The organism is Psychrobacillus sp. OK032 (genome assembly GCF_900111345.1).
Taxonomy (GTDB): Bacteria; Bacillota; Bacilli; order Bacillales_A; family Planococcaceae; genus Psychrobacillus.
Map to the genome: position 1 here is coordinate 195,728 of NZ_FOGY01000007.1, position 24,877 is coordinate 220,604.

Here is a 24,877-nt window from a genome sequence, read left to right on the forward strand (position 1 = left end):
TATAAGGATTGTCACTATAGGAATTATTATTTTTTTATCTAAATGTCTCATGACTCAACCATCTTCCCCCTATTGTATTGTCACCCTCCAATAAACAATACGCACTGGCTAATACCGATAAAGAATGCAGCATGTTGAATTGGTGAATCTTCTGCAATTTCCAACTGGATTAAAAATTCTCCCTCTAAATCAGCTCTCCATCTTGCAATTTCTTTGTCATTATAAATAAATCTTGACCAGCCTTCCATTTCCTTCTGGATGTTGATTTGCAAATTACCATTTGAAATGAATAAATCTGGAATTAGTTCTTTCCATTTATCGTAAGCCACCATATATTTTTCTTTCTGTAAATTGTCGTAAGCTTCATAATAAACCCTGCCTTTTCTCGATACCTTCTTGCATGTAAACACGAGTTGGTCTTCATGATCATATACATCATATTGTAAAAAATAACGATAATCCATCAGCTTGTCTACCAATCTCGTGAACCCGTTCGCATAACGCCTTTGAAATCTATACGCAGTGATGCTTTCCTCATGATAAACAACAGTCATTGGGGTTGCTTCGAGGGAAGTTGGTTGTGTATATGTATATTTGTACATGTTTAGTTCTCCTTTTTCTTTAACAATAACACAAATAGAACCTCCTTTAGATAGTGAATACTAAAGGAGGTTTTCTCTATTTAATATGTCTTCCATAAAATACAGTACCAGCTTTTCCGATGTCAATGCCTTTTTCAACTTACCTACAGTGGATGCGGAGTCTATCTTCCGCAACACCCTCCACGCTTAGCATTATTAACTACTTTTTTTCCATCTGATTTAGTGGTTACTACGGTAGGGCTTTGGGTTGTGTTCGTAGAGGGTTTCTTTATATATTGAATACTCGCCTTATTTTTTTTCAATGTAATCACCTCCATCGCTATGGTGTAGTATATTAAAATTAGTAAGTAAAGGGAGGGCTAACATTATGTTTCTATTAAAAAAAGCATTCATAATACGCTGGGTGTAAAATGTGGTAGCACTTTGCTTCTGGAGGTTCTGACTTAAAAGAGACAATTAGCATTTTAATATCAGAATCTGGATGATTTATAATATCATAACTAGAAGGTATCGGTGCAGTAGTTAGGTGTGAGTGATAAATAGCTATTACATTTTCTTTCCGCTCTGCAATTTGCGCAAGCGTTTTTGCCACTACTGTCTTAGAGACAAAGAAACACCTATCCGATTTTAGTTCATTTTCAAATACCCACAAAATGAATTTACTTTTCCATCAGTACCAGCAAGTAGCTCACACGATTATATGGAAGATGATTACGTGCATGGTCCAGCACTTCTTTTAAAAGAAATTCCGTAATAATCACTTGGTTCATTTCCACTTTAACTTTTCTTCGAGAAAAAGTTAAAGAATGAAAAAATGTCTCTATTTTTCGTTTTATTTTCTGATTGTTCCTTTACAATTGATTCTTCCGATATTTCATTTACGATTTCCACTATATCCTCTAATATTACTTCATCTGCATCTTCTACTTTTATCTCATCTATATCTTCTACTATTACCTCATCTGCATCTTTTACTTTTATCTCATCTATATCTTCTACTATTACCTCATCTGCATCTTTTACTCTTATCTCACCTATATCTTCTACTATCATCTCACCTGCATCTCCTACTATTATCTCAGCTGTATCTCCTACTATTATCTCACCTATATCTTCTACTATTACCTCTCCTGCATCTTTTATCTCCTCAATCACTGCTTCGTCCTGCACTATATCAAAAGATTCTATAACAGTTGTACTTTCCTCCGGTTGGAAATCATTTGGTGTAAATGAAATAGAAGGATTTATATTTACTTTTAATGGTATTGCTTGTTTCATTACAACTCTATTTAAAGTGTTCGCGGGCTTCGTATGAAAACTTCTATATTGACCATTACTTATCTGAGTAGAATTAACACCTATTGACGGGAAACTTCTTCTACCAATAGATCGTTGTTTTTCTTGATTGTTCCCCATCCCTATGCTTACTACAGGTTCTGGACTAGCCGTAATTTCTTGGATATCGTTTGCATTATTGAAAAAATTCTTTAGCTGCTTGTAAGATAGTGGAAGAGTCGGTGTTGGTATCGGAGAAGCTACTGTCTCGGTATGATTAATTTCTGTTTCGATTTCGCTCTCCTCGTTTTCATTGGTGATATTTATCGAATCGTGTAAATCGACTAGAGTATTTATACTTTCAATAAGATCGTTGACTTCATCAGATTTTAATAAATCCATAATTACTGAAATATCTTGACTCAACACCTCTACAGTTTGATTAATAGATTCAATCTGAACAGTAATATTTTTCACACGTTCCCCATACTCCTCTTTTTGAATGTTTTCTGTTTCATCTTTTACTTCCACTGAATTTCCAGCTCTCAATGAATTTAAAGTGTCTCTATAAATCGCGATTTTCTGTTTAAGCTTTTCGATGTCCTGAGTGGAGTATAGCTTAGAATCTTCCATCATTTTCACCCCTTTGCGGTATATGACTATACTATTAATGATGTTTACATTGCGTGACAAATTTTAACCTCTAGGTGTAAAGCCGTTTTGGGCGAAAATCTGATCAAACCATTTCCCTAGGAATATTTGCTTCAGTGATGAGATGTCTGCATAATTACATGCACTAGGGTTTAGATGTAAATACATTTGCCAAAAAATCATTAAAACAGCCAATTTAAATAATGCCCTAATAAGCACTTTACCTATACGCTTGAGCACTAACTCCATATGATACTTGTGTAAGCAAAAAAATATTGGAGGTTTTCGCAGATATGCAAGAGAATAATTTAATTGGTAGTCGAGAACGAATTTGTATAAATGTCGATAAGGTTTATGACTGGATTGTGAAAGAAAAATCATTTGATGTATCACTAAAGGGTAAAATTGAGTTTAATCATGTTCCTGGAATACACCATGGCCACCATCTGGATTTGCATGGTGCAATCGTTAAATGTGAAGTGAGTCCTCACCCAAGAAGACCGGTTGAAATATTAGATCGTGAGGATCGACCATTTGTCATTGATGGAACTCCTGTTACACTTCAACAGCTCCATATTCGTAAGAATTTTATTGTAACAATTTGCGTGATTTTAAGAAACGGAACGGTATTGACTAGTAAACCTTCAGATGGGAATACTAATTCACGTCTAAGGATTTCTCGTTGTGAAACTGTCACTATGTGTGCCCCTGAAGGAACGGATATTGAAGTTACTTTCACGGATTTAGACTGTTTCGTGTGTACGTTTGATATTGATGACCATCATCATCATCATCATTCTTCAACTTCTTCAAGTTCTTCAAGTTCTTCAAGTTCTTCAAGTTCTTCAAGTTCTTCAAGTTCTTCAACAGATGGAGGACATGGAATCAAAATCGATTTCGATGAGCTAACCATCTCCATCGTAAGTTGCCAAAGCATCCAATCAACATTCCCTGTAACGGTTGAATTCTTAGCGGAGTTCTGTGAACCAAGAGAAGAATTAGCAACTGAATGCCCTGCACCAACTCGTCCTCAACAATGCCCAACTGTTTTCCCTTAATTCTGGCAATGGTGATAATAGGTAGGCACCAGACATATTATGAAGAGAGGATATTTCTCTCTTCATTTTTTTATAAAAGGGGTGCGAAGTCGTGAATTACGAAACGAATGATATAGAAGTAATGATTGCAAAGCTACAACATCAAACGAAATCATACTTAGAAGAAATTAAAAAGTTAGTAGCCGAACTCAATAAGTCGGACAAATTGAATATAATAAGTTATTTTACTTATTCATTGGACATCTCCCATGATCCTACACAGGAAAGCTTGTGTCTAGGATCTTACCACATAATGAATATAGGGAATAAGTCGATCACCAATCCTTATCTATGCATCAAAATCTCGAAAGAATCGCCTTTTTCTCTTTCTGGGAAGTACGTTTATGAAGATTTTAAACAATCATTGAAGGGACCAGGAGGGTGGCAACGCATAAATGAAAAAACAAATAAAGAGGAATTTTGGCTTAAACCTTTAGGTAAATCATCCATCGAACCTAATGAAACCATGTCGTTTTCCAATTTCCAGATTACATGGTCTTCTGAAAAATCTTATGCAGGCAGTATTACGGGGTTTACATATAGTGACCAAATAGAAGAAGGAATAGCTGTGGTTAATCCTATCAGTTTGAACGGAACTATCCTTAAACAGGGGGATGAAAATGAGTGATCAATATGGAAATGAACAAGAATTATTATTAAAAAATCTAATAGCTCAATTGATAGAGGAACAACTGGACGAGCTAAAAGTAGAAAAGAAGGAAAACGACAATAGTTTTATCTTTTTAGAACACAATACATTGAATAGGCTCATTACTTATTTGTTGAGGAACCAAACTAATCGAAAGAATGTAGAAGTAGTGGAAGATAACAGTAGGCTTTCTCAAGTGAAAATATTGGAGGAACTTGACCGGATCATTGTAGATAACCAACAGGAATTTGAAGAAGTCATCACTCTACTAAAAGAAAAGTTATAATTTTTCTTCTCTATGGAACATTTGTGATGGGAGGTACTGACATGAATAGTGAAGACATCCAAAGTTACGATACGAAGCAACTTCAACAAACGATTATTTACTTAAAAGCAGAACTAGAAAAATCTACCGATCGACTTAAAAAATATGATGATACGCCTGATTATGTATTAATAGAAAAACTGGAGCAAGAAATTTTCCAATTATCAAACGAAAAAGCCGTTCTATCTGATGAGTTAAGTCAATTACAGGAAGATATGGTAAAGCAGGCTCAGGATTATAAAGCTCGTATAAATTTATATGATATGCAAAGAAAAACTTCGATGACTACTATTAATCACCTAGAGAAAGCAGCCACTGATTTACGGCAAATGAACAAACAATTGACCGAGGTTATTAAAGTATTAAAAGACGGTTTCAATATCGATAAATATAGGACGCAAAAGTATGACAAGCAAGTCTCTTCTCTCCATCAAAAGATCGCGGAATATAAACCGACCGTTGAGCAACTAGAGTATAACCTTGTTCATCTCGTTGAAGATGCAAATAAACAAGTGTATGCCAAAATAGAACAATTAGATACAACCTTCAAAGACTATACCCAATCCCAAAATGAAAAACAGCAATTAATGAATGAAATAGAACGGAAAGATATAACTATAGAAAAGCTCCAACAGGAACTATTGAATTTAAAAGAACATATTGAAAAAGAACAAAATGAAAAAGAGTTTAACCAAAAACGCGTTATTCAAGCAGTTACAGATGAAGACTTTCTTTCTTCAACAAGTATTTCTACTACATCCCCTGAAACATTTGTGCAATTAGAACATCAAATAAAAGAAGTAGTAGGCAAATCGTTAGATTTCGAAGAAAAATTGGATGCCAAGTTGATCATTATTAATGATTTGGAACATAAATTAAATCAGCTTTCTATAGAAATTGATAACAGAACAAATCCTCGTCTATGATATTCAAAAAAATAGCAATAAAAGACTGCCCTTAAAAGACATTTTTCAATGTCCATTGAGAGCAGTCCTTTTTTCGTTACCTAAAATAAATTATTTTACTTTCTTGTATCGACTCATTTGCTGCGTCAAAAACAGGAAAACTCCAAGTAAAACCAGCAATCCACCTACGATTTGCCACCCAACAAGACGTTCACCTAAGAAAATAGCTGCAAGTATTGTTGCGCCCACTGGCTCCCCTAAAATACTCATCGAAATAGTAGTGGCATTTACAAAGTTTAACAACCAATTATTAATTACATGAGAAATCGTTGGTACGATTGCAAGTAAAACAAAAATTCCCCATTCTTTTGCGTCATATCCACCCATCTCTATATTTGTCACGAAGTTATAAACAATTAATGCAATCGCTGCAAACCCAAAAACAGAAAAACTATAAATCCAATGAGACACTTTTTTTACAGCATTTTGTCCAATCAACAAATATCCGACAACGGCAATAACACTTAAAAAGGAAAGAATATCGCCAATAATCGCATTCTTACTTAAACCGAAATCACCCCAACCGACCATTACTGCTCCTACAACAGCAATACCCATGGTCGTTAAAGCTGCAGTTGTCGTTCTTTCTTTATATAAGAATACTCCACCTATTAATGCTACGATTGGTTGCAATGCTAGGATAATTGTCGAACTGGCAACCGTTGTTAACTTCAATGAACCGAACCAAAGCGCAAAATGAAGCGCTAAAAATAAACCAGCAAAAAATAATAAAAACCATTCTTTTCTTGCTATCTTTTGAAACTCTTCTCTTTTAAACCAAACAACTGGAACTAATAATAAGCATGCCAAGATCATCCGATACATACTTAAAATAGTTGCCGGTGCATTAGACCATTTCACAAAAATTGCGGCGAACGATATCGCAACAATAGAAATGATTAATGGTAACACAATGGATCTGGATGTATTTCCTTCTTTCAATTCTTTACCCCGTTCTTTTAAGTCGTTATTTATGTTGGTTTTACCCACATATAAATATACTGTAAACGGGCTGGAATAGGAAACAGAAGTTACTTGATATTATCCCGCTTCCATTTTCTATATCTGTTCCAAATTCCTTTTCCTGCTGTTGATACAAGCAGAGTTGCGGATAATGCTATTCCTGTCAATGCAGTAACGAGTGTAACCCACTCAAAGAAGGAATAGTCGAGTACTTTAGACCAATCAACGTCTCCTTTCCATTCTTCTATTACTAAGTTCATCCCGTAAATCCCGGAGACGACCGTATATACAGTTAAAATAAACAACAGTATATTATGACGCTTAGCTGTTTGTTTTTCTTGCGCACGATATAAATCATCCACTGTTCGTTTTACCTCTTCGAAAAGAGGTTTCAAATAAAACACTTCACGCAACATGTGTGTAAACTCTTTTCCTTCCGAACGGACTGATACTTCTTCAAAATAATAACGCGAATCAAATTTAGAAATAAGCTCGATTAACTCTTCCACATATTCTTTGTCTCTTGCCCAACTCACCTCACTATGTTCAAAAGACAACCTTAATAACATAATTTTATAATAAAAATGAAGCAATAAATTATAATAATGAATGCTCATAAACTTTGCTATTTCTTTTTTTAATAATTCTTTACCTTTTATGGAAATAGTCGTTTGTGTATGAACAGAAGTAATCGTATATGTATTCGGTGCCCATCTATCATGTACCCGCTTCTCTACATAGCGTTTAATATATGCCGGATTAGTACTAGATATAAATTCATTTCCATCAGGATCTCTTCCATCCAATTGTCCCATTCGGAATAATTGATCATTCGTGATAGTTTGACCCCCTGCAGCTATTAAAAATGCAGATGAAAGCATACGCTCATCCTCAAAGAACGGTAAGCTTCCATAATATCCTTCCATTTTTCTATTTTCTACTATAAACGGTTTTAAAAAAGGACATAAGTAATCTAAAATAAGTTCACTCGTTGTATTAAACGTTTTATTATGCCGATGAATCTTTGTTCCCTTTTCTTCTTCCAGTTTAGGCTCTAATACACGGAAATGACTCATAAAGTCTAACACATTCGATAAGCTTTCTTGCTCCTTAGTCATTTCTGTTCGAATCGTTATAAGTCCAATACCAAAAGGACATAATATGATATCCAAACTATTTACGATAAAATCGAATTCATTTTTATTTCCTTTTGAAGTAAATGACTCCTTTATTTCCTTCGAATACCGCAGAAAACCTCTTTCGTTCACAGACTGTGGAAATAGTTTATCTTCAATAAAAGGTAAAAAGAATTGATCTAATTCTTCATGGTTTATTCGAATACCTTCCCCGTAATAAAGGTCTTGCAGCTCATCGTTGTCTAAAGCGAAGTAACGAAAATAATGTTGTTTCAAATGTTCCATTATTTTCGCTCGTTCCTTCTCACGAAACGAAAATGGAAATATATAATTCATGAAAGCATCTGTTATGTCCAAATGTTGAATACTTTCCATTTTCACCATTTAGATGACCTCCATTAATTGCGTCCTGATTTTTAATTGCGCTTGTTTCCGAGGTGCGGTTATGCAATTGTTGCTACAGGACGCAGTGAATTATTATTTACTGAATCACGTTATTGTTAGTTCTTATACCACTTAGACCCGGACTTTAAACAAAAATACAGTCCTCCCTAAATACTAGGAAAGACTGTTTTTTTAAAATTATTTGATATCGTTTTTGTTTTGGTTATTACGATTATTGCGGTTGTTTTGGTTGTTGTTGTTTTTCTCATTACGATTTTGGTTGTCTAAATTGTCAAAGTTGAAATCCTCTCCGAACTCAACCCCATTGTTTTCATTGTTGTTGTTGTTGTTTTGTTTATTGTTGTTATTATTGCGGTTATTGTTGTTTCCCACGGCTGCTTCACCTCCTTGACCATATTAGAGTGGTCTGTTTAGAGAGAAATATACTATTTAATTAATTATTTTCTTTTACCATTTTTATCTCTTTTATCGGGGGGTGTTAATTCTTTTTCTTTTGTTTCCCTGGATACTTTATCTACATCCACTTCTTGGGCAAACTCGGTTTGTAGGTTTGTTCGCTGGTAATAACCGGTCTTATTTTCCGGATTCTTTATTTTTGGTTCAAAAATGTGACTCGCCATATATCGATGGAAAAATAATTCTTCCATCATAAGAGCTAGGGCAGATACAAACGAAGCTGTCCCTAATGGTATAGGCACCTCAAATATATTTGAACCAAGGACCCAGACTACGACCATTGCGAGAACGAAATCAGTTATCGCTGCAAGTACATTACCAATTCGGGGCAAAACAAACAAATCACCAATAAATCCTACTACAGTTATTACTACACTCGTAATTAGTACATCCGTAAAGTTAACATCAAAGAACAGGCCTAAAATAACCCATAAAACTGCAGTAGTTAATACAAATTTCATCAAAAATGCTTTAACATGCAATTTGCACCAAACCTTTCTTTTTGGCACTATTCCTCACTTATTATTACTAATCGAAGTACCATTCACGCTTTTCATACTGTCTCCATTCTTTTTTCTGGCAAACCATTCATTAAGTTCGTTATAGGTCATCCCTGAATTTGCATTCAGTCTTTTTACTTCCTCGATATCCGTACCAACGACTGTAAACTTTGTATGCTTTTTTTCCATTAATAACATTTCCTTTCGAATTTTTTGTAGTTTGTAAATTAGTGTATTCCACTTTAGATCGTGTGCTTCTATACCACTGATAGAAGAGGATACAAACTATTCCTACCTCTATAGCATCCCCACCATAATACATAATCATCCCACCCAATTCAGCTTGTATCGAGGAACTGCCTCTGGGTGGATGAGTATAAAGATATTTGGATAATATGGAATGCGCCGCTAAAGCAATTAATAATACAACAGAACGAAAAATAAAGGATTTTTGTTGAGGAGTGGGATCAATATAAATAATCGATATAGTGAAAAGATAACCTGCTAGGAAAATGTGAAAATGAATGAATACATGTAGTACAACACTTTCATGCATCATAGCGAATAGTTCCGTTGTGTAGAGCAACCATAACTCCGACATTTAAAATGGAAGTAAAGATGGAATTGTGAAGGATGTTCACTGCTCGACTACGCAAAACAAGAGTCATAGGAGCGGCTAATGCCATGAGAAGTGGAGCAAGCATGCCAAGCAACAAATGACCAACCATATGTGCAGAAAAATCTTCATGAGAACGATCCGCTATTGGACCAATAACCGCTAAAGATGCGCATACCACACCAATTATCCATAAAATTACGCGATAAAACGGCCATTGTTTTTTCTTACGATTAGATACTGTTACTGCAATCAAATAAAAAATCAGAGCTAGAACAAAAGGTGTTGCTAATATAATTTGGGCAAGATAACTGATTTCATTAGAATGATTATGGGTGTGCATATGAAACAGCTTCCTCCGTTCAACGTTGTGTTCGATATAGTAGTACGATACCAATAACAATCATAATAATAGCTGAAATGTTCCATACTAAATCATATGGAATAATATTGACATTATAGCGAATCTGATGCAGTCCCATTAGCTTATGTTGAATAATACCGTCATATAGTTGAAACACTCCGGCTCCTAAAAATATACCCCCAATCCATCTCTTTAGCCAAAATGCATGCCGTCGGTGAAGATCAGCTACAAAAACGAGGATCCAATCGTTGCAAAAAAGCTAAATGCATGGAATAGACCATCCGAAACTAGTCCAATATCAGTTGTAGATTTATCATAAAAATGATGCCAATGTAGTAACTGATGAAATACAGCTTCATCGATAAAAGCTATTAATCCAAAACCAAACAAGATACCTGTCCACATATTACTTTTTGCATGTGTCAATTGATTATTAACCTTATGAGTATCTTCGGGATTGCTCAATGTAGTATTCATTTAGTTCTCCTTATAAACGTTTTTGAGTATTAACTAGTTAAATTTTTGTCTAGTTTCCCCTGAAAAGTCACGGTTAAACTCTAAATTCTGTATTCTAACTAAAACCCATTTTCCACTTTACAATTAAGAAAAACCAATTCATACAATAAAAAAAGTGAACGGAAGATTACTCCGCTCACTTTGTACTTATTACTCTATACTTCCTATATATTTTAATTGATCAACAGTCAGATGATCCATTTTTCCGTCTAAAATAGATTCTACATCCTTAAGCGTTAGGGACATTGACACTGCTATTCCTTTTTGACCAGTGAATTCTTCTGCTACAAAGAATGGTTGTGTGAAAAAGGCTTCTAAACGCTCTCCTCTTTCGTATGTCTCCAATTCTGTCTCTGGGATTTTATTAATCCCATGGACCATAACAATTGAACGTAATTCACGATAGCGGCGTAGAAGCTTCTGCGCCCGTTGTCTTAAGTTGAAATGACGCTCATCTAAGTCCACACCTTCAATAATAGAGGATGTTGAATAGATTGGGTGGATAGCTGGGTAAAGATGCCTTGTTGCAAGATCTGCATCCAATTGCCAAACAGTTTCCAAAGGACCATAAGGCATATCTTCATCAACCACTTCGCCAGAAAGGTCTAATAAAATAGTAGTGATATTATGAATACTTTCCGTTACTAATCTTTCTTGTAAATCTAAAAGCTCACCAGATACTATATAACTCTTATCCGTAATAAAAATAATATTCCCCGTTAGCTCAGCTAATTTCGCAAATGTTTCATTAATGGAGACCGTAATAAAATCCGCTAACTCTTTTGTACCATCTAACTCACTATGCTCAGTAGTAGGCAATAAAAATACAGTTGTATAATCACTTTCCTTAAAGCGATGCATCAGCTCAGCAAGAATGACAAGTTGCCCCATTCCTGGTCGAGCCACTAATCCTGTTGTACCCCCTTTTACTAGTGGTGCAAAGAAATCCAATGTTTTAATTTGCGTTTCAATCATATTCAATTTCTCCCCTCGTATGATTAATTCATCCACTGTACAATTTGCGAGCGTTGCCAAGCCAACCAGCGTCTTTACCTCTGCTTTACCTAAATCAATTTTTCCTGTACACAGATTGGATACTGTAGCAGGTCGAATCCCAATCGATTTTGCAGCAGTCGTTAAATTAGGTACTTTCCTTCTTAATAAAGCTACGTTCAACCGAATTTCATCCATTTACTCCCCTCCTCGTTACTCTCTATAGTAATTTATTTTACTTTTAAATGCAATTCATTTTTACTGTGTAGAGTAAAAATATTTACGCTTTTAAAAAAGAGCGCCAGGTTCCTGTACAAGCCTTGATTGTACAGGAACCTGGCGCCCCATAATCTATTCGATTATCAGATTGTTATCTGACTCAATGATTTATTTAGTAAGTATAAAACTTTTTCATTAAATAATGATGGTGCTATTCGAGACATTTCATCAATTGATTTATTTTGAATCTGATGAAACTCGGGGTGATTTTCAATACCACTTAAAATACTATTCATTGCTTCGCGTGCTTTGGAATTCATCATTATGTCAGAAAATGTACTCTCTGTAGAAAAAACACCACCAGCTATAGCTATCTCTTCCACTGTTACATTTTGTAAGTTGGGCATTGTAAACCAATTGTTTACAGAGTATATATCTACTACAACCGGCTCTGGTGTGCTAGCAGCTGGTTCTTCTGTAGTAGGTTCTGTCGATTGGTTTGGTTCCGGAGCTGTTTCCGGATTCGGTTCTGTTACTGGGGGAGCTTGCTCAACATTTCCTTCACTTCCAGGTGAAGGAGTAAGTACCGGATTAGGTGTTGGTGTCGGTACAACTGGTGCTTGAGTTGGTGGCATTTCCGGAGTAGGTATCGGAATTAGTTTCAATTCAGCTGCCTGTCCTTCCATTTGGACTTTTGCTTGTGTGATGATTGCATCTAAGTTAGCCATTATTGCAGCTTGTTGCTCCCTATTGTCGACTTTCATGCCTGCTTTTAGGTTATTAGCATATTCTTGTAATGCTGCAATACGAGTTTGTTTTTGAGCAGCAGTAAACTCAGCCAGTTGTTTCTCTGCTAATTGCATCTCCGCGTTTAATTGGTCTTTTAATTGTCCCATTAACACGTCTCTTTCCTCACCAATTGCTTCATCTATATTTTTTAATGATTCATCTTGTTTCTTAGAGAACCAGTTAGCCATTAGATGTTGAACATCTACATCCGCTAATGCAGTTTTAACGCCACTTCCAACGCTAACACTTAAGAATAGAGCTCCAATTATAATTAATACTTTTTTAAAAGGGTGCTTTGTTTTATATTTTTCTATTCTACTTAGCATGTCTTTTCCTCCAATCAGAAGAATAAGGACCTCTTAAAAATGGAGGCCCTTATTTAGTATTAAAAGAGATTATTAAATACCGTCAACGATTTCTTGTAAATCATCTTTAGCTGCAGTTTCAAGTTCTTGTGCTTTAGTTGTAATCAGACCTTGTTGAATAACAACTAACTCTTCTTTTTTAGCATTGATTAAAGGTCTTAATTCATTAATTTTCGCATCAATCATATCAATAATTTCTGCTGTAGTTGCACTAGTTTCTTTTCGTAACTCTAGATTTAATGAATCTTTTGCAGCTTTAATAGCAGCTAGTAAGTCGAGTTTAGCTTGGTCAGTTACACCATTTAAATCTGCAGTTAAACTCGTAAGTGCTTCAGTACCCTTTGTTCCTGTGTGAGTCGTTAAGTCTGTAGTAGCTGAACTTAAAGCTAATTTCCCAGCTTGCTCAATTTGAGCTTGGAAAGTTATTGAAATGTCATTAAATTTCTTTTCCATTTCTTTAGAGATCACATCTTTTTGAGAATTGACGGCATTAATGTATTTTTGCTTTTCCGTATTAATAGCACCCGATGTTTCACTGAATTCAGAAGTTTTCGTACCATTAATGCTGTTAGTAGCAGCAGTTTTTATCCCTTCGTATTCAGTTGCCCAACCTTGAGCTTTACTAGCAGCGTCTCTTGCAACGTTTGTAGTGATTGCTTGGCCAGCCTTCCCAAATTGCCCCTCATACCAAGTTATCAAATTCCTTCCTACATCTGTAGCAGCTCCAAATGCTACTCCCGAACCTGCTAATAATGTTACTGCTACTGTTCCTGCGATCACTTTACCTTTAACTGTTTTAATCATTTTGAATATCCCCTTATAATTTAAATTTGATTGGATGAGTCCTTAATTACCAAATACCTCTATTAATACTTCTTCAATGTCTTGATCGATTTTGTTTTCAATTTTTTCATTGTCCACATAATCTTCAAGGTTTACTTTTTTCAGCTCGGCAACTGATTGATCTAACTGGCTTTTAGTGTCCTGTTGATATCCTTCAATTCCAGCCTTGGATTCTTTTATCTGATTATCAATAATACCTGCAATTGAAGACTGAAAACTCTCTAATGTTTCCAATAGAAAGGTATTTACCTCTTCGAAGGTGTTCTCAATATCAGATGACACAAACTCTCTTTTACTTCCACTCTCCTTTTCAAATGACTGACCATACCATTTAGAAAGGGTGTTTTGTGGGAGACCACTTGCATAAATGGTGCTGGCGCTTAGTAACACTGCGAATAGTACAATAGTTCCAATAATCTTCTTCATTTCTAGCACCCCTTTCTAGTTGCCCCTAAACATTCTATCCATCGACCTACGAATTTATAACTAACTTTATCTAAAATATTTTAGGGTTTCCTAAATACACTTTTTTATGTGTGAAAAGACATAAAAAATAGCATACCAATTTATGGTATGCACTTCTTTTCTCCTATAACAAAATGAGTTATTTTTAGAATATTCTGTTTCCGTTTAATTATATGTCTTTATTCCCAAATCTTCTATTTATCTCAATACCTACTTCAAGTACTGGCGTTTACCTTGACATGAGGTATGATGTTTCATAATTTTTATTGGAAGGACTGTGGTCGATACGTTACATGGGTTGGTGAAACAAGTCCTCATTTCGCATCTCTAACAATTGAAAAGTGATCAACATTCTAATGACCATGCCAATATATTAATATGATTATTGATAATCTGTTCGTCAGATAAAACGAAGCTATCGGTTGTTGAGTGGCTATTCAACAACTTTCGCTATTTAAAACAATATCCGCACTTTGAATAGGATTTATTTCTTTAAGATAATAATCTTCCCCTGTCCAATACCTTCGTTCATATTTTTTCAATCGTTCATTTATATTCCCTATATAAGTATCCCTTTGTAAAACTCTTTCGCTTCGAACATTTTTTGGACAATCCAAGTAAATCAAATAATCAAAGAAGCCTTTCCACTCTCTTCGTTGAAGAAAAATCCCTTCTATCAATATGACGTTACATTGCTCTATATTTATATTTTCCATGTAGCATCGATCGTTATCTTTATCGTAAAACTTTAAATGGAGATGATTTAACTTTTCATGTACTGCTTCAAAAAGTTTTTCTTTTATCCCTTGCACATCCCATTGCAGCCAAAAGTATTCATACCATTCAGAATGACCCGTGTTATACCTCTTCTCTCGCTCTTCAATTAAATCATCGATATGGATGACCAGTACCTTTTGGCCCGCAAAAGTGAGCTCTTTTGTAATGGTTTCCGTTATCGTCGTTTTACCCGCTCCACCTAATCCGTCAATGCCAATAATGTATGGTCGATTAAGTTCCTTTAAGTGATTCATTCTTTCCATTATCTTGTTTGTAATTTGCATAGCTACTATCCATCTCTTTCTACTACCAACTTTTTAATGCAGTCTATCAAGATTTTCGGATCTTCTAAGTGGATTGAATGCCCTGCTTTGGTTTGTATATGTTCTGTCTTGTTCGTTAATGTTGATAAAAGTAATTGTTGCTCTTTCCATTGTTCAGAGGGGGGTTCTGCGCTTACGACAATTACCGGTAAATCCCCACGCAATGGTTTCGCATCTAGTAATTGGTTTGCTGAAATAGTACTATCTATGTATTCACGGTATATGGATTTATAAGCACCTAATGTAAATCCGATATACTTTAAGTGTTTATCATATTCCTTCGCTAAAATTTTTCTTCCTACTTTCTGTTTGACTATTCTCGGGAGCCCCATCAAGGAAGTTACATAACCAAATGTGACAAGCCTTTTGAATTTTTTATTTTGATTACCGACGAGGTATTGGTTTTCATGTACTGAATCGACTAGTACTAATCCTGCTACTTCATCCGGATACATACTGGCAAATAACCTCATGGAAAGTCCTCCGAATGAATGTCCTACTAATATATATGGAGGCTGTAAATTTAACTTCACCAATACTTCTTTTATTTCCTCCACACTATCAATTGATGTAAGGGTTTTTCTTCTCGTTCGGCTCCAGCCGTAATTCCCTCTATCATAAGAAAGGACTCTTACAAACTTTGAAACTTCTGGTTGCACGTAACACCAGTCAATGGATACTGAACCTAAGCCTGCTTCTAAAATGACCGTAACTTCTCCCACACCTGACAAAATTGTATGTACTTCAGAATACTTTGTTTGTACGATTTCGCCTGGGGGAGCTGCTTTATTTAGTTGATTCATCGTTATGTTCCAAGTCGTTAATGGAAATGCAATTACTCCTAAAATATTTCTTAAAACAGTTGTAATTTCCATCATAATTTCCTTTCCAAAATTAAAGTCTTTCCCAAAGTGCTTTTGTATAAGCTAGTTTTAGTCCCGCCCGCTCCATATTCCGATGGCTAGCACTTCCAAAAGCTGCCTCGCTCGTTATATGTTTTGCTCCTCTTTTAATAGCTACTTGAATTCGTTTTTGGATTAATGTCGATTGCACACCCATCCCGCGATATTCTGGCAATGTTGCTGCCGCGGCTAATGTAGCCATCTCATTTTGTACAAATAACACAGCAATTCCAGCTGGCATATCCTTCACATACGCTACATAAAAATCCCATCCGGGCACGTCAAATAGAACTTCATTATTTTGCTTTATACCATTTCGAATGAAGGAAGGAAGACCAAAACCCTCCACGTAAATAGAAGCAAATAAATCAAAATCATCTCTTTTTAAAGAACAGACCTCTATATAAGGTTGATTGATTTGACTTCTTTTCTCCACACCTCTTCCAATAAAGGATGCATGAAAACCAGTCTGATAAAATCCTTTGTTAGTTAGCGCTCTGAATAATGAATCTGAACTATTTGTAGGAGTGATTTCAACACGAAAATCAATAGAAAACTTCTCATAAAAGTCAACTAAAGCATCTAGGTATGGGATATCATTTTCGTTTAAACCCCTAACTGTATTAAATGCTGGCCCTGGAATATTTTTCACAGCAAAAGCATTCGTTTTTCCTTTTACTAATTGATGAACCCCCATCGGATTGCCTTCTATTGCTTGTATTGCAGTAAGTCTTGATTGTAAAGTTTGAATTTCTGCTTGCTCTATTACGGATAAATCCATTCAAATCCCCCCATGTGAATGATGCACTGATGTTATTTTTCCAGTCACAATATTTATACGGTTACAACATCCCTTCTTCTACTCTATGTATACAAATTCGCCACTATTTGCTTATTTCCTTCAACGACAAAAAAGGCAACTCGAATGTTCTCGAGTCGCCTTTACTTCGTATTATTACCAAACAAATAAACCAACAATCATTGCACTTAATAAGGAGACAGCCATACCGCTTACGATAAGCTTCCAGACATTTTTACCAATAATCGCTGACTTCTCTTCTGATAAAACGGAATTATACGTTCCGTAAATCATACCAATTGTACTAAAATTCGCAAATGATGTTAAGAAAGTCGTTGCAACAGCAATAGTATGTGGTGGCAACGTATCTAAGTGATTCTTTAGATCCATCATCGCTACAAATTCGTTTGTAGCCAATTTAATGCCCATCAATTGCGCTACATACATGGCATCTTGTGGCGGCAAGCCAAGTAAAAAGGCAAAAGGACTAAAGAGTATTGAAAAGATTTTTTGAATCGTAAGACCATTTACAAAAACACCTAGGATTCCATTAAGGCCAGCTGTAAGTGCTACATAACCAATAACCATTGCCAAAATAACAATAACCATATTCATCCCGACTAACATACTGTTGGAAATAGTTGAGAAAAAGTCCTTTTTTTCCGATTTAGGTGGTACATAAATAATGTCCTCTGACTTCTTCACATGCACTGGATTTAAAATACTAACTAAAATAAGTGCATTTAAACAGTTTAACGGAATGGCACTGAATACATATTCTGCTGGAACCATGGATAAATAAGCACCAAGTATAGATCCACTAATACTACTCATACTCATTATTCCAAAGGTAAGCAATCGGTTGTCCCTTAAGACAGATAACTGATCACGGATGACAGCTAATGCTTCCGTATTGCCCAGGAACATCATTTGAATGGAGAAGAAGCTCTCCAATTTAGGCAGGCGGGATACTTTAGAAATAAGCCATCCACCTTTATCAATAATCCATGTTAAAATACCAAAATAAGATAAAATATCGAAAAAAGTAACGATAAAAATAATCGGAAGCAAAGCACTGAAGAAAAAGTCAACCGTTTCATTTGCCATTACAGATGGAAATACAAAGGCGATTCCTTCACTTGCACATGCGATTAACCATGTAAAGAAAGCCGCAATTTTATTAATCACCCAACTACCTATTGTGGTTCCTAACATAAACCATGTAATGAGCAATTCAAGAATGATAAGCGAAACGATTGGTCTCCATTTTACTGCTTTCTTAATCGGTGAACATAAAAAAACGACGCCAAGTACTACAAAAACGCCTAAAATATTTAGCAAAAAGTACATAGAAGCAACTCCTAGATGTGATTTAAACCAACAAAAATCCCTTACTTTTCATCGTTTCTAAAAAAGAGAAAGAATGAAAAATAAGGGATTCAGAGAGAGGGCAGTGTACAGTACCCCTTTCCTCATACTAAATTTAATCACACTTCCTGTAGTCTAGTTTTTTACGGTTACTAGGTAGAAACGATCAGCCCATATATCTGATCCTATACAAGAGTTTTATCTAAATTGGTATGAAGAAATACTACGCTTCACCGCTTTAAGAATCAATACGTTAGCCCTTATTCGGAATAGCAAAATTACCATAAATATTCACAAACGTTTACTAAGGATATACGGCATAGTATGAACAGAATCTCGCTTTTCATACGAATTAGAATTTTATTATCGAGGGTGAACATTGTTTTCATCTCTATTTTTCTCTAAAATGATAGAGATGAAATGGGAGGTATTGTGATGAATAAAGGTTATTTAGCAAATGGGTTATTTGGTTTAGGGGATAGATTGATCAATGAATTAGTTGCAAAAGAGGTGCGGGCGACAATTCCAGGAGTGAATTTATATGTACCACAAGAAAATATGTCTATTAATGATAAAGCTGCTTATGCAGACAGCTTAGCAATTGCAGGAGCGGATATAAAAGCTTTAAAAGAGAGCGACTTTTTAGTGGCTATTATTGATGGTGTTGAAATTGATGCTGGTGTGGCTGCAGAAATCGGTGCGTTTTCTATGTTAAATCGTCCTATTTTCGCGCTTTATACAGATACACGCCAACAAGGTCGGGACAATGCGAAAAAAATAGAAGCATTAGTGGCAGATGGAACCGAAAACCAATTTATGTACCGAAATTTATTTGTTGTCGGTTTGATTAAGCAAAATGGGATGATTGTGAGCACCGTTGAGCAATTATGTGAAGCATTAAAAGAAAAATTAATGTAGTGGATCTAGCAAACTCATTGAAAAGCCGAAGATTTCATTAAATCTTCGGCTTTTGACTAGTTCCTTGAAAAATTAGTTATTGACTAGTCTGAAAAATTATATTAATATTACAATTTACAGGTAGAAAGGGACATAAATCGAGAATATTAATCATCATGTATTATTCAGACAAACAGGACTCAAGCAGTATTCGTAACGCGCTCATCCTAACGGAGGGTTTTTTATTTTCCAAAAATTAGCGATATATTTAATATAGTATACTTGGAGGTATTTAGAAATGAATCAGAAAACAAAACAATATATAATAGATCGAATGTATAAGGGCTCACAAGGGCTTGCAAATGCAGTACTTGTAACTTTAGGTATTGGTCTTCTCATAGAAACGTTCGGTACTTTTACTGGATGGGAAGGTTTTACAACAATCGGTAAGGCTGCCCAACTAATGCTAGCACCTGCAATTGGTGCTGGTATTGCTTATCAGCTTGGTGGAAATACATTAGTTATTTTCAGTGCCATGGCATCTAGTACGATAGGTGCAAATGCGCTTCACATGAATGCAGAAGGCGCATGGATTCTTACTACAGGACAACCGATAAGTGCGGTTTTAGCTACTATCATTGCAGTTTGGGTTGGAAAACGTATTGCCGGCAAGACAAAGTTAGATATGCTCGCTATTCCATTTGCCGCTATATTTGTCGGTGGGGTCGCAGGCGTTGGATTAGCAGCAGTAACTACTCCGCTTTTGGAACAGTTAAGTAGTTTTATTGCAAACTCTGTTTCTGGTTCTCCTCTTATGGGATCTATTGTTATCGCACTTGTTTGGAGTATTTTCCTTATGTCTCCCGCGTCGTCCGTAGCGATTGCAATTGCTTTACAGCTTGATCCAGTCTCGAGTGCAGCTGCCCTTATCGGGTGTACAGCACAATTTGCTGGATTTACGGCGATGTCTATAAAACAAAATGACTTAGGTGCAAATATTGCACAGTCATTTTTAACACCAAAAGTACAAGTGCCAAATATCGTAAAAAACCCACTTCTAGTTATAGGGCCATTTTTATCTTCCGTCATTTGTGCGCCAATCGCGATATTAATGTTCCACTTTGAAGTACCCTACACACTAGCGGGACTTGGTCTTAATTCTTTTATCGCACCTTTAAATATTCTTGCGAACCAAGGTGTAATTGTTCTATTGATGTATATTGTATTAGGTGTAATTTTACCAGCGCTCATATCTCTTACTGTTTATCATTTGCTAAAAGCTAGAGGATTAGCTAAAACAGGTGATTTACGTATGGAAATCCAATAATCACGTATGTATACATAGAAAAGCCAGAGATTTTGTAACGAATCTCTGGCTTTTTATCGCTCACTCTCATTCAATTATATAAACAGCCCTCTTAGTTTACTTTCAAAGTTCCAGGGTAAATAGATTATAAGTGTAAATGACTAGGAGTGATTAATAATGGACGAAGAGAAACGCGTTGAAGTGCGTCGGGAAGAAAAAGCAGATTCGGGTTTGGTAGGCGCAACCTTTATTAAATATGCCGCCTATCTAATTATCTTTTTCGGCATACTCTGGTTTTTAATCTCGTATGTTTTTCCAAAGTTTTAACGAATATAAAAATCCCACATTCAACCTTTCGGTTAGAATGTGGGATTTTTTTCCATATTTATTCTCGATGCTTTTTATGCGTTAACAGTTTCTACATTTACTTTTTCAAGACCTTCTACAATAATTTGTTCTACTTTATCCGGCATTGCATTATGCATGCACATGCTTCAACTAGAAAACTATTTACAATGCTATTTTACTAGAATACAATTCGCTATTTTTAAGCCATAAAAGTGTTTCCTCAAACAATTCCTCTTCAAAAGAATAGCTAGCAAATGTATGATTAGCCTCTTTAATATAATGGATATCTACTGGAACTCCTGGCTTGAAAGATGCCGAATAGTAACCTGCGTTCTCTTTTGGTACATCTTCATCCTCTGCTGCATGAATGACTAGTAGCTGCCCTTCGTATGAACGAATTGCTTTTAGTGGATGATGATTTTTTAAGTCCTCCAAAAACTGCTGACTTACATAAAAACCATGATAATCAAAAGTGCCTAACTCTTTCGCAGTTTGTAAAGCTACATCTCCCACAATCATCGCAATATCTTCATATGGTTTTGCAACCGGCGACCACAAGATTAGTTTACGTATTCGCTTATCGACAGCAGCCGTTAAAGAAGCAACTGCACCTCCTAAGCTATGACCAATCAAAATTATGTTACTTGCATCCACTTCTTTTAATTTTGAAACATAATCAAGTATGGCTTGTACCTCTTTTAACTGTTTAGTCACCGTGACATCCGCATAATCACCGTCACTTTCTCCACAACCACTAAAATCAAAACGAACAACTGCATATCCTTTTGCTGAAAAATTTCGTGCAGCTTTTACAAATAAACGATGTTCCCCTACCTTGCTCCCCACAAAACCATGTAATAGCACAATAATTGGAACTTTTTTGTATTGAATTTCTTCAGGAAGATGAAGTACTCCTGAAAGATATAACTTGTTACAAAGAATAGAAATTGATTCAGTCATATTATCCTGCTCCCTCCCCTCAAATTACACTATACAAACCTATTTACTAGGTATTATAAATTAGTATTCTCTTTAGGTCAATTTAAAGCATAAGTTATTTCCCTTTTAGCCTCTAAATGTATAGAGTTTAATGATGTTTCACTATACAATTGAAATTAGTAAACTGAATTTTCCCTCATATAGGGTAAATAAGGAGGAATTCTATGTCACAGATTATTATCGATCACACCGGAAGACAAGTGAATATTCCATCAACACCAAAACGTATTATCTCTATTTGTCCCGCAATAACCGAAACACTCTTCGCACTCGGTCTTCAAGATGAAATCGTAGGACGGACAAAATATTGCATTTTCCCCGAGGATATTGTCGAAAGCGTGGAAACCGTTGGTGGTACTAAAGAAGTGAAAGAGGATAAGATTCGAGCATTACAGCCAGATCTCATCCTAGCTGAAAAAGAGGAAAATACCGCAGAAATAGTAAAAGCTCTTGAAAAAATTGCACCTGTATTTGTCTTAGAAGTTCAGACAATCCAAGATTCATATCGATTTATTAATACGCTAGGGACTTTAACAAATAAGGATTCCGAGGCAGATCTTCTCGTTGACTCTTGTAAAGCTGTATTCCCTTCTTCACGTGAACATGTGAGAAACGCTGCATATGTAATTTGGCGAAAACCATATATGGTCGTTGGAGGATCTACTTATATTAATGATGTTCTACACACACTTGGTTTGCATAATCCATTTGCAAAAGAAGATTCAAGATACCCCGCCGTGACGCCGGAAGATCTCGCGGCTGCAAACCTTGATGTCCTTCTACTCGCTTCTGAACCATTTCCTTACCAAGAAAAACATATAGCAGAATTTCAAGCTTTTTTACCAAACACCAAAATCATATTAGTAGAAGGTGAAATGTTTTGGTACGGAGCTAGAATGGAAGTTGCCGGTGCATATTTAGAAAAGTTAACAACAAGGATTGTGTAGCAATTTCAGCTGCACCAATCCTTATTCCGACCTTAAACTAATAAGTATCAGGATGATTCCACTAAACAAGCAAATCATTCTCGTCAATGAAATCTTTTCAGCTAGCCCAAATAAAGCAATTCCTGTCGTAATGATCAATATGCTTGGACCTACTAAAGCTAGTAAAGTATTAATATAAAAAGCTTTTTCCAAATCATTGAATTTTAGCATTAACATCGCTGCTGCAATTTCAATACTTCCCGAAAAAATTCTTAATATAATGATTAAAAGAAGTGCTTTTTCAATCAGTATCAACGACCCTCTTCCTTATAACTTACCCTATCTTTTCCTCTAAATTGTATGCATGCTTATCGACTATTATCAGTTGCTTACTACAATTAGTGAATTGTCGTTTCATTGTATTCATACAATAGGAATAAACGATAGAGGAGAGATTAAAACGAATCAGAAGAAATACAGAAGACGTAATACAGTGGCATTTACTGTATTAGCTTACTTCACATTATTTGCAGGTGTTTTCATGTTTAGCATTGGTCTTTATAATGCAGATAATCTAGAACTTAATGAAAAGGGATATTATATAGCCGTAATGATTTTAGTTGCGGTTGGGGCAATACTTACACAAAAAGTCACACGTGATAATGCGGAGGATAACGACATCATCGCAGAACAAGAGCAGGAACGGCAGATGAACAACGTGAGGGTACCTACGAATTCGAAGGAACTTTAAGAACTATTCATCGACCACAATGAACGAATTGAATAACTCCCCATTTTTCCCACACAAAAAGTCCTATGTATTTTTTACACAGGACTTTTTGTAAACCTTAAGATGAATATGAATGGATTTCCTTGTCTTTTCTACCATGCAACATATAATAAATAAAAATTCCAATCACAATTAATACTACCAACGATAAATACAATCCTCTAAAGCCAAATACAGGAACTAAATATCCTAATATGAAAGGTCCTAATCCTAACCCAAGATCTAGGAAAATAAAATACGTTGAATTCGCCAAGCCCATCCGGTGAGGTGGTGTAACTTTTATAGCTAGTGTCTGTGTAGTAGATTGAAAATTACCATAGCCCAGTCCAATAAGCCCAGCAGCCAATAAGAAAATGAAAGTAGTTTGTGTTTGGCTCAGTAGTAACATCCCAATTGCGAATAATACTAACCCAGGATAAGCAACACTATTTCCACCTCTACGATCTAACAATTTACCGGTAAATGGTCGAGAAATTAGAATGATGATTGCATAAACGAAGAAGTAAAAGCTACCTGCCTTAACTAAATTAATTTCTGCAGCATATGAAGTGATAAAAGACAGAATACCTGAGTAAGCAAAAGCCATTACGAACATAGCAATTGACACTGGCACCGCTGTCGATTCGAAATAGTTGGAGAGCTTAAATCCTTTACTTTCAGAAGTTGCTACATGCTTAATTTGTGGAGCTTTAACAGGAATTGCAATGATTAAACTAAGAATCCCCATTATTAAAGAAAACACAAAAATGCTCGAAAAACCAGCATAGCCAATCAAAGCAATACCAATCAATGGCCCAATAGCAGTTGATAACACCACACTTAAACTGAAGTAGCTAATTCCTTCCCCTTTTCTACTAGACGGAATTACTTGTGAAACAATCGTTCCTGATGCAGTAGTAGCCAAGCCTACACCAATACCATGTAATAATCGAATGCCGATTAATGCATAAATATTAGTCGGGATAAAATACAATAACGTCACAACAGTAAATATAATGATTCCGGTCACAAGCATTTTTTTGCTTCCGATTTTTTCAATCTGTTTTCCACCAAATAAACGTCCTATTAACGAACCGATAATAAAAATACTGGCAACTAATCCTGCAGTACTTGTCGAAGCGTTATATGTTTCAATCGAATACGTTGCCATTGTCACTAACAGCAAATACATCGACAACATTATGACTAAGTTAACTAATGATATGGAAATAAAATCTTTTGACCATAATTTTTCTTTTTGCATCTATC

General features: G+C 35.6%; 28 protein-coding genes, 2 pseudogenes and 1 riboswitch. Of the genes and pseudogenes, 9 read left to right on the plus strand and 21 right to left on the minus strand.

Translation table 11 applies throughout. The features are described from left to right. Positions 1-80 precede the first annotated feature (80 nt). The 3 genes from BMZ04_RS14810 to BMZ04_RS14820 form a co-directional block, all read right to left on the minus strand. Positions 81-602, minus strand: a complete 522-nt coding sequence (locus BMZ04_RS14810) for a tubby C-terminal domain-like protein (RefSeq protein WP_093272545.1) — start codon at positions 600-602, stop codon at positions 81-83. A 376-nt stretch (positions 603-978) separates the two neighbouring features. After that, positions 979-1,254 (minus strand): M67 family metallopeptidase, encoded by a 276-nt coding sequence (locus BMZ04_RS14815; protein WP_177184456.1) that lies wholly within the window; start codon positions 1,252-1,254, stop codon positions 979-981. A gap of 125 nt (positions 1,255-1,379) precedes the next feature. Next, on the minus strand, positions 1,380-2,510 hold the full coding sequence (locus BMZ04_RS14820) for a hypothetical protein (RefSeq protein ID WP_093272552.1): 1,131 nt from the start codon (positions 2,508-2,510) through the stop codon (positions 1,380-1,382). A gap of 311 nt (positions 2,511-2,821) precedes the next feature. On the opposite strand from BMZ04_RS14820, the gene BMZ04_RS14825 reads away from it, so the two are divergent. The 4 genes from BMZ04_RS14825 (at position 2,822) to BMZ04_RS14840 (ending at position 5,525) form a co-directional block, all read left to right on the plus strand. Next, positions 2,822-3,586, plus strand: coding sequence for a BMQ_0737 family morphogenetic spore coat protein (locus tag BMZ04_RS14825; RefSeq protein WP_093272556.1), 765 nt, complete (start codon positions 2,822-2,824; stop codon positions 3,584-3,586). Between the two features lie 91 nt (positions 3,587-3,677). Continuing rightward, positions 3,678-4,253 carry a hypothetical protein gene (locus tag BMZ04_RS14830; RefSeq protein ID WP_255367939.1) on the plus strand — a complete coding sequence of 192 codons (576 nt, stop codon included), beginning with the start codon at positions 3,678-3,680 and terminating at the stop codon, positions 4,251-4,253. After that, a complete protein-coding gene (locus BMZ04_RS14835; RefSeq protein WP_093272559.1) occupies positions 4,246-4,560 on the plus strand; it encodes a hypothetical protein in 315 nt (104 codons plus the stop codon). The genes BMZ04_RS14830 and BMZ04_RS14835 overlap by 8 nt, the downstream gene beginning before the upstream one ends. Before the next feature lie 41 nt (positions 4,561-4,601). Beyond that, positions 4,602-5,525 (plus strand): coiled-coil domain-containing protein, encoded by a 924-nt coding sequence (locus BMZ04_RS14840; RefSeq protein WP_093272562.1) that lies wholly within the window; start codon positions 4,602-4,604, stop codon positions 5,523-5,525. Positions 5,526-5,615: 90 nt separating this feature from the next. Here the strand turns inward: BMZ04_RS14840 and BMZ04_RS14845 are convergent, their stop codons facing one another. The 15 genes and pseudogenes from BMZ04_RS14845 to BMZ04_RS14910 form a co-directional block, all read right to left on the minus strand. After that, positions 5,616-6,506, minus strand: a complete 891-nt coding sequence (locus BMZ04_RS14845) for a DMT family transporter (protein WP_093272565.1) — start codon at positions 6,504-6,506, stop codon at positions 5,616-5,618. Between the two features lie 89 nt (positions 6,507-6,595). Further along, positions 6,596-8,047 (minus strand): hypothetical protein, encoded by a 1,452-nt coding sequence (locus tag BMZ04_RS14850; protein WP_177184457.1) that lies wholly within the window; start codon positions 8,045-8,047, stop codon positions 6,596-6,598. Positions 8,048-8,245: 198 nt separating this feature from the next. Continuing rightward, positions 8,246-8,440 carry a hypothetical protein gene (locus tag BMZ04_RS14855; RefSeq protein WP_093272568.1) on the minus strand — a complete coding sequence of 65 codons (195 nt, stop codon included), beginning with the start codon at positions 8,438-8,440 and terminating at the stop codon, positions 8,246-8,248. A 65-nt stretch (positions 8,441-8,505) separates the two neighbouring features. Further along, a complete protein-coding gene (locus BMZ04_RS14860) occupies positions 8,506-9,033 on the minus strand; it encodes a YndM family protein (RefSeq protein WP_255367940.1) in 528 nt (175 codons plus the stop codon). A gap of 6 nt (positions 9,034-9,039) precedes the next feature. Continuing rightward, positions 9,040-9,213, minus strand: a complete 174-nt coding sequence (locus BMZ04_RS22055) for a gamma-type small acid-soluble spore protein (RefSeq protein WP_143128310.1) — start codon at positions 9,211-9,213, stop codon at positions 9,040-9,042. A 124-nt stretch (positions 9,214-9,337) separates the two neighbouring features. Beyond that, a pseudogene (locus BMZ04_RS22860) lies at positions 9,338-9,983 on the minus strand (cytochrome c oxidase assembly protein); the annotation flags it as partial. Between the two features lie 19 nt (positions 9,984-10,002). Further along, positions 10,003-10,409 (minus strand): annotated as a pseudogene (locus tag BMZ04_RS14870) (DUF2243 domain-containing protein). A gap of 261 nt (positions 10,410-10,670) precedes the next feature. Continuing rightward, complete coding sequence (locus tag BMZ04_RS14875) at positions 10,671-11,711, minus strand: ATP synthase beta subunit C-terminal domain-containing protein (protein ID WP_093272571.1); 1,041 nt, start codon at positions 11,709-11,711, stop codon at positions 10,671-10,673. A 164-nt stretch (positions 11,712-11,875) separates the two neighbouring features. Beyond that, the gene (locus BMZ04_RS14880) at positions 11,876-12,847 is read right to left on the minus strand and encodes a hypothetical protein (RefSeq protein ID WP_093272576.1); all 972 of its coding nucleotides are present in this window, start codon (positions 12,845-12,847) and stop codon (positions 11,876-11,878) included. A 72-nt stretch (positions 12,848-12,919) separates the two neighbouring features. Beyond that, entirely contained in the window at positions 12,920-13,690 is a 771-nt protein-coding gene (locus BMZ04_RS14885) for a hypothetical protein (protein WP_093272580.1), read from the minus strand. Between the two features lie 42 nt (positions 13,691-13,732). Continuing rightward, the gene (locus tag BMZ04_RS14890) at positions 13,733-14,155 is read right to left on the minus strand and encodes a hypothetical protein (RefSeq protein WP_093272585.1); all 423 of its coding nucleotides are present in this window, start codon (positions 14,153-14,155) and stop codon (positions 13,733-13,735) included. Between the two features lie 476 nt (positions 14,156-14,631). After that, positions 14,632-15,255, minus strand: a complete 624-nt coding sequence (locus BMZ04_RS14895) for a kinase (RefSeq protein WP_093272590.1) — start codon at positions 15,253-15,255, stop codon at positions 14,632-14,634. A gap of 5 nt (positions 15,256-15,260) precedes the next feature. After that, entirely contained in the window at positions 15,261-16,169 is a 909-nt protein-coding gene (locus BMZ04_RS14900; RefSeq protein WP_177184458.1) for an alpha/beta fold hydrolase, read from the minus strand. 19 nt (positions 16,170-16,188) lie between these two features. Further along, the gene (locus tag BMZ04_RS14905) at positions 16,189-16,977 is read right to left on the minus strand and encodes a GNAT family N-acetyltransferase (RefSeq protein WP_093272599.1); all 789 of its coding nucleotides are present in this window, start codon (positions 16,975-16,977) and stop codon (positions 16,189-16,191) included. A gap of 174 nt (positions 16,978-17,151) precedes the next feature. Beyond that, positions 17,152-18,345, minus strand: a complete 1,194-nt coding sequence (locus BMZ04_RS14910; RefSeq protein WP_093272603.1) for a nucleoside transporter C-terminal domain-containing protein — start codon at positions 18,343-18,345, stop codon at positions 17,152-17,154. A gap of 129 nt (positions 18,346-18,474) precedes the next feature. Next, positions 18,475-18,576: riboswitch (purine riboswitch) on the minus strand. A 222-nt stretch (positions 18,577-18,798) separates the two neighbouring features. On the opposite strand from BMZ04_RS14910, the gene BMZ04_RS14915 reads away from it, so the two are divergent. The 3 genes from BMZ04_RS14915 (at position 18,799) to BMZ04_RS22430 (ending at position 20,893) form a co-directional block, all read left to right on the plus strand. Then, a complete protein-coding gene (locus BMZ04_RS14915) occupies positions 18,799-19,281 on the plus strand; it encodes a nucleoside 2-deoxyribosyltransferase (RefSeq protein WP_093272608.1) in 483 nt (160 codons plus the stop codon). Positions 19,282-19,558: 277 nt separating this feature from the next. Then, on the plus strand, positions 19,559-20,587 hold the full coding sequence (locus BMZ04_RS14920; RefSeq protein WP_093272613.1) for a PTS sugar transporter subunit IIC: 1,029 nt from the start codon (positions 19,559-19,561) through the stop codon (positions 20,585-20,587). Between the two features lie 156 nt (positions 20,588-20,743). Continuing rightward, positions 20,744-20,893: a hypothetical protein gene (locus BMZ04_RS22430; protein ID WP_177184459.1), complete on the plus strand. Its 150-nt coding sequence runs from the start codon at positions 20,744-20,746 to the stop codon at positions 20,891-20,893. Positions 20,894-21,076: 183 nt separating this feature from the next. Here BMZ04_RS22430 and BMZ04_RS14925 read toward each other — a convergent pair whose 3' ends face one another. Further along, on the minus strand, positions 21,077-21,874 hold the full coding sequence (locus tag BMZ04_RS14925) for an alpha/beta hydrolase family protein (protein WP_093272617.1): 798 nt from the start codon (positions 21,872-21,874) through the stop codon (positions 21,077-21,079). A 203-nt stretch (positions 21,875-22,077) separates the two neighbouring features. On the opposite strand from BMZ04_RS14925, the gene BMZ04_RS14930 reads away from it, so the two are divergent. Then, a complete protein-coding gene (locus BMZ04_RS14930; RefSeq protein ID WP_093272622.1) occupies positions 22,078-22,860 on the plus strand; it encodes an ABC transporter substrate-binding protein in 783 nt (260 codons plus the stop codon). Positions 22,861-22,881: 21 nt separating this feature from the next. On the opposite strand, the gene BMZ04_RS14935 is transcribed toward BMZ04_RS14930, so the two are convergent. After that, complete coding sequence (locus BMZ04_RS14935) at positions 22,882-23,154, minus strand: YqhV family protein (protein ID WP_093272627.1); 273 nt, start codon at positions 23,152-23,154, stop codon at positions 22,882-22,884. A gap of 139 nt (positions 23,155-23,293) precedes the next feature. Here BMZ04_RS14935 and BMZ04_RS14940 point away from each other — a divergent pair, with 139 nt between their 5' ends. After that, entirely contained in the window at positions 23,294-23,590 is a 297-nt protein-coding gene (locus BMZ04_RS14940) for a YiaA/YiaB family inner membrane protein (RefSeq protein ID WP_093272807.1), read from the plus strand. A 97-nt stretch (positions 23,591-23,687) separates the two neighbouring features. On the opposite strand, the gene BMZ04_RS14945 is transcribed toward BMZ04_RS14940, so the two are convergent. Next, positions 23,688-24,872 (minus strand): MFS transporter, encoded by a 1,185-nt coding sequence (locus BMZ04_RS14945; protein WP_093272630.1) that lies wholly within the window; start codon positions 24,870-24,872, stop codon positions 23,688-23,690. Positions 24,873-24,877 lie beyond the last annotated feature (5 nt).

Coding starts and splice junctions, on each gene's coding strand:
- BMZ04_RS14810 (WP_093272545.1), bottom strand. CDS start 602: ATGTACAAATATACATATACACAACCAACTTCCCTCGAAGCAACCCCA.
- BMZ04_RS14820 (WP_093272552.1), bottom strand. CDS start 2,510: ATGGAAGATTCTAAGCTATACTCCACTCAGGACATCGAAAAGCTTAAA.
- BMZ04_RS14825 (WP_093272556.1), top strand. CDS start 2,822: ATGCAAGAGAATAATTTAATTGGTAGTCGAGAACGAATTTGTATAAAT.
- BMZ04_RS14835 (WP_093272559.1), top strand. CDS start 4,246: ATGAGTGATCAATATGGAAATGAACAAGAATTATTATTAAAAAATCTA.
- BMZ04_RS14840 (WP_093272562.1), top strand. CDS start 4,602: ATGAATAGTGAAGACATCCAAAGTTACGATACGAAGCAACTTCAACAA.
- BMZ04_RS14850 (WP_177184457.1), bottom strand. CDS start 8,047: ATGGTGAAAATGGAAAGTATTCAACATTTGGACATAACAGATGCTTTC.
- BMZ04_RS22055 (WP_143128310.1), bottom strand. CDS start 9,213: ATGGAAAAAAAGCATACAAAGTTTACAGTCGTTGGTACGGATATCGAG.
- BMZ04_RS14875 (WP_093272571.1), bottom strand. CDS start 11,711: ATGGATGAAATTCGGTTGAACGTAGCTTTATTAAGAAGGAAAGTACCT.
- BMZ04_RS14880 (WP_093272576.1), bottom strand. CDS start 12,847: ATGCTAAGTAGAATAGAAAAATATAAAACAAAGCACCCTTTTAAAAAA.
- BMZ04_RS14885 (WP_093272580.1), bottom strand. CDS start 13,690: ATGATTAAAACAGTTAAAGGTAAAGTGATCGCAGGAACAGTAGCAGTA.
- BMZ04_RS14890 (WP_093272585.1), bottom strand. CDS start 14,155: ATGAAGAAGATTATTGGAACTATTGTACTATTCGCAGTGTTACTAAGC.
- BMZ04_RS14895 (WP_093272590.1), bottom strand. CDS start 15,255: ATGCAAATTACAAACAAGATAATGGAAAGAATGAATCACTTAAAGGAA.
- BMZ04_RS14900 (WP_177184458.1), bottom strand. CDS start 16,169: ATGGAAATTACAACTGTTTTAAGAAATATTTTAGGAGTAATTGCATTT.
- BMZ04_RS14905 (WP_093272599.1), bottom strand. CDS start 16,977: ATGGATTTATCCGTAATAGAGCAAGCAGAAATTCAAACTTTACAATCA.
- BMZ04_RS14910 (WP_093272603.1), bottom strand. CDS start 18,345: ATGTACTTTTTGCTAAATATTTTAGGCGTTTTTGTAGTACTTGGCGTC.
- BMZ04_RS14915 (WP_093272608.1), top strand. CDS start 18,799: ATGAATAAAGGTTATTTAGCAAATGGGTTATTTGGTTTAGGGGATAGA.
- BMZ04_RS14920 (WP_093272613.1), top strand. CDS start 19,559: ATGAATCAGAAAACAAAACAATATATAATAGATCGAATGTATAAGGGC.
- BMZ04_RS22430 (WP_177184459.1), top strand. CDS start 20,744: ATGGACGAAGAGAAACGCGTTGAAGTGCGTCGGGAAGAAAAAGCAGAT.
- BMZ04_RS14925 (WP_093272617.1), bottom strand. CDS start 21,874: ATGACTGAATCAATTTCTATTCTTTGTAACAAGTTATATCTTTCAGGA.
- BMZ04_RS14930 (WP_093272622.1), top strand. CDS start 22,078: ATGTCACAGATTATTATCGATCACACCGGAAGACAAGTGAATATTCCA.
- BMZ04_RS14945 (WP_093272630.1), bottom strand. CDS start 24,872: ATGCAAAAAGAAAAATTATGGTCAAAAGATTTTATTTCCATATCATTA.